Consider the following 4,630-nt stretch of genomic DNA (forward strand, 5'->3'; position numbering starts at 1 on the left):
TATCGGGAATAGGGAATAGGTATGGAGGGAATAGTAAACGGTTAAAAGGTTTCAGGGTTTAGAAATGTCAAGAGCCTTAATGCGTAGTGCTATAGTTGCAGTTAATCCCGAACCTGACCCAGAATAAGCGTTATTGCTGGTCGTAACATTTTTTAACTTAGAGATTCATTTACTCGGAAATACTTCTGATGGTAGGATTTATATTCAGAAACCAAAACTTTTTTCTCAAAGGAGTTATTTCACTGAATGAGTAATCCAATTCAGGTTTCACCGCCAACCAACGATCTGACTCTGTCAAAAGATCAGACCCTCGCCGAAGTGGTTAAGGTCACGATTCCGAAATTAGGAATAGTCCCGAAAGTCGATGTCTATTTTCTATCAGACACGACTGGTAGCATGGCTGCAGCGATCGCCTCCGTCCAGAGAGGTATGGTAGATATCGTCAACCAAACTCAGGCTTTAGGGTCTGATGTCCAGTTTGGAGTTGGCAACTACAAAGACTTTCCAGCTCCAGAGCCTAGCAGACATCCCTTCGTCTTCGAGCACCAGTGTAATCTGACTGCCAATATCGCCGATGTTAAAGCCGCAGTCGATACCTGGAAGACCACCCCAGGTTTGGACGTTCCGGAGGCTCAGTTCTATGCGCTAGATCGGGTGGCCGAACCACCAGGTGGCAACATTGGTTGGCGTGCCGATGCCCAGCGGATCATCGTCTGGATTGGTGATGCTGGAGGTCATGACCCTATATGCAAGACCATCTCCAGCCTAGACTACAACATTACCGAGAAATCGGTCACCGATAAGCTAGTGGCCGAGAAAATTACCGTGCTCGCAATGAGCTTGAGAAGCAGTGGCGCACAGTACGGGCTGGATAACCGGATCGAAAGGGTAAGTGATTGGTATCGCAATAATTGCGGCAATCCATTGGGCGAAGCGGGACAAGGAACCCGGATTGCCAATACAACGGGGGGCATACTAATCCAAGGTGTCAGTCCAGATACTGCTGTTGAGCAGATTATTGCTGAGTTAGCAGCACAGATCACCACAATCAGGAACGTGCGCCTAGTAGCGAGTGGTGCGACCGAACCGTTTGTGCAAGCGATCGCCCCGGCAGCCGGTCATGGCCCCCTCAGCAGAGACCAAGACCATGAAATTAGCTTCGACGTTTCCTGGCTTGGTAATGTTGCAGCCGCCACAGATATTCAGGTCTTCAACGGCTCCCTTGATGTCGTCGCCGATGGACAAATCGTTGCAGGCAAGACAGTCAAAATCACAGTTCCTGCCATCATTCCGCCTGGTCCCTATGAGCATATTCCTTTAATCGTGGAGCTTTACGAACACTGGTTCACCAGGAACTCCTTGGGGGGTGGTCCAGGGCGACGTCTTCTGTTGAGCCAGGACACCCCCAACCTGGCAACTCCTTATGTGATGAATAACCTCACGACTTCGTTGAAGATCCGTCCGGGTCCTAACTTCGACCCGAATGCCGACTACGAGGTGAGCTTCTACCGCGACCCCAACTATATCAGTAGTCAGTTAGTGCTGACGCCTGGTGAGTATCCGGATCTAAATGCTGGACCAATCAGGTTTGGGGACGCGATCTCTTCGGTCAAGTTCAACCAGGGTGTGCCACCAGCCCCAGCGGTGAGTCCGATCCCGGTGGTAGCCGAACTCTACGATCGTGTGAACTACGGAGGTCGGAAGCTGATTATATTTGAGGATGTGGACAACCTGCAGACCTACTCCGCCTACAACAACCTGACTTCCTCGGTGAAGGTATTCAAAGGGCCGAACTACAGGCCAGGAGATAAGATCAGGCTCTACGATACTTTCAATGGTAGTGGTGACTACATCGACCTCGAACCCGGTGAGTATCCGGATCTCCAACAGAGCCACACCTTTGGTAATAAGACTTCATCAACCAAGTTCATCATCGGAGATGGCACGGGGTCTGAACCAGTTTCCCCCGGGTCCATGGAGTACGCCCACATTCCCTTAATCGTGGAGTTGTACGACCATTTCTTCTCCCAGAGTTCGATATGGGGAGGGGCTCCAGGTCGGCGTCTGCTCTTGAGCCAAGACACCCCCGAACTGGCAACTCCTTATAGTATGAATAACACAGTTAGCTCCTTGAAGATCCGTCCGGGTCCGAACTTCGACCCGAATGCCGACTACGAGGTGAGTTTCTACCGCGACGCCAACTATATCAGTAGTCAGTTAGTGCTGAAACCTGGTGAATATCAGGATGTCCACTATGGACCAATCTGGTTCGGGGACGCGATCTCTTCGGTCAAGTTCAACCAGGGTGTGCCACCAGCCCCAGTGGTGAGTCCGATCCCGGTGGTAGCCGAACTCTATGACGGTGTGAACTACGGAGGTCGGAAGCTGATTATATTTGAGGATGTGGACAACCTGGCTACCTACTCCTCCTACAACAACCTGACTTCCTCGGTGAAGGTATTCAAAGGGCCGAACTACAGGCCAGGAGATAAGATCAGGCTCTACGACACTTTTAATGGTAGTGGTAACTACATCGACCTCGAACCCGGTGAGTATCCGGATCTCCAACAGAGCCACACCTTTAGTAATAGGACCTCATCAACCAAGTTCATCATCGGAGATGGCACGGGGTCTGAACCCGTTTCCCCCGGGTCGATGGAGTACGCCCACATTCCCTTAATCGTGGAGCTGTACGACCATTTCTTCTCCCAAAGCTCGATATGGGGAGCGGGTCCAGGTCGGCGTCTGCTCTTGAGCCAAGACACCCCCGAACTGGCAACTCCTTATCATATGAATAACACAGTTAGCTCGTTGAAGATACGTCCTGGTCCTAACTTCGACCCGAATGCCGACTACGAGGTGAGCTTCTACCGCGACCCCAACTATATCAGTAGTCAGTTAGTGCTGAAACCTGGTGAATATGAGGATGTCCACTATGGACCAATCTGGTTCGGGGACGCGATCTCTTCGGTCAAGTTCAACCAGGGTGTGCCACCAGCCCCAGCGGTGAGTCCGATCCCGGTGGTAGCCGAACTCTACGACCTTGTGAACTACGGAGGTCGGAAGCTGATTATATTTGAGGATGTGGATAACCTGAATACCTACTCCTCCTACAACAACCTGACTTCCTCGGTGAAGGTATTCAAAGGGCCGAACTACAGGCCAGGAGATAAGATCAGGCTCTACGACACTTTCAATGGTAGTGGTGACTACATCGACCTCGAACCCGGTGAGTATCCGGATCTCCAACAGAGCCACACCTTTAGTAATAGGACTTCATCGACCCGGTTTATCAAAGCGTAACCCTGTTATGTCACTCTTCGGTTTTTCCTACTAGCGGTCAAATGTTACCTTAAATCTTTTGACTACATCCTGTATGTAGGACTTTAGATTTACATAGTCCCCTGCTGTAATCTTTAATTCAGCGGGGGATTCTCAGTACAATTGCTGATTCTCAGTTCATCGAGCCTACTTAAAAATTGACCGTTTCCGTTCAAAATCTAGAGGTAGGAACATCCCAAATTGATGCACACTTAAATATGCTTGTTCTCCTCTGAGTCCTGATTCCTGACTACATTTTGCTAGTCAACCAAAGCATGAATCAGAATATCTGTAAGAGATTTTTGCTTAATTTGATACCATAACTTTGTATCTACAATATCACATTTTGCACCAACTTCAACAAGATGATCGTCAAGGTAAGTCAAACATTCTTTTGTATCTGGATCTTCACCTATCTGTAAAAAACTAATTCCTAATTCATAACTATTTTCTGTACCTGGAATCAAATCAATTTTTTCAGTAGCATTCCTAATTAAATTAATCAGTGATTCTTGCTCGTTAGATATTTTATCTACTAATACTAAGATAATGTCTCCATTTTTAGTTTGCTTTGCATCTCGGCGCTGAAAATAGTCATCAATAGCATCTTGAAGACTACTTACTAAATCCATTGTTTCTGGGGGGTTTTTAATCTGAAATAGTTGTGCTAATTTTATGACTTCTGTGTTTGTATGCTTAATAAAAGGACTTGACGCCAAGTAAACAGTAATTCCATCACTATCTAATGATTGACAACGTTTTGCTAAGTCAATGATTTTTGTTTGCGCTGCAAGCCAATGCTCATAATAGGGATGGGAGGAAGACCAGCTTTCAATGCTTCTGGCGAAAATAAATGTGTAGTCTCTATTTTCCAGCAACGAATGCTTCTCAGACATAGATTTTTACCTAGGATTTTAGTGAGGAACAATATAGTCTTTTGTACTATGATAAAAATAGTAGCAATCTGAATTAATCTATGTCTATTAAATTAATCTGAAATTATATAAAATTTTGATTTGAATAGAGATTAAACTTATTAGGGAGTAGAGAGTAGGGAGTAGTTATAATCAATAGCAACGGAAGTAGTAAAATGGAGTGAATATTTATAATTATAAATTATGCAACGCCTACAATACTTAACTTATAGCAAAATTAGCTCTTATCTAGTTTCTCTAGTTCTAGCTAGGTATTAATACTGTTGCTGCATAGCGATTTGGAGATAGGTATTTTTCTGCTAAATTGAGTAATTCTTTTGGTTGAAATGCTGTTATTTTTTGTGGATAAGTTACTGCTAACCCGGAGTTAGCAG

At 46.0% G+C, this 4,630-nt stretch carries 2 protein-coding genes; one reads left to right on the forward strand and one right to left on the reverse strand.

Annotated elements, in window-relative coordinates:
* Nucleotides 1-246 precede the first annotated feature (246 nt).
* On the forward strand, nt 247-3,303 hold the full coding sequence (locus tag F6K22_RS32785; protein ID WP_293107959.1) for a beta/gamma crystallin-related protein: 3,057 nt from the start codon (nt 247-249) through the stop codon (nt 3,301-3,303).
* A gap of 278 nt (nt 3,304-3,581) precedes the next feature.
* Here the strand turns inward: F6K22_RS32785 and F6K22_RS32790 are convergent, their stop codons facing one another.
* Complete coding sequence (locus F6K22_RS32790) at nt 3,582-4,217, reverse strand: vWA domain-containing protein (RefSeq protein WP_293107962.1); 636 nt, start codon at nt 4,215-4,217, stop codon at nt 3,582-3,584.
* Nucleotides 4,218-4,630 lie beyond the last annotated feature (413 nt).

Source organism: Okeania sp. SIO2F4 (genome assembly GCF_010672385.1).
GTDB lineage: Bacteria > Cyanobacteriota > Cyanobacteriia > Cyanobacteriales > Microcoleaceae > Trichodesmium.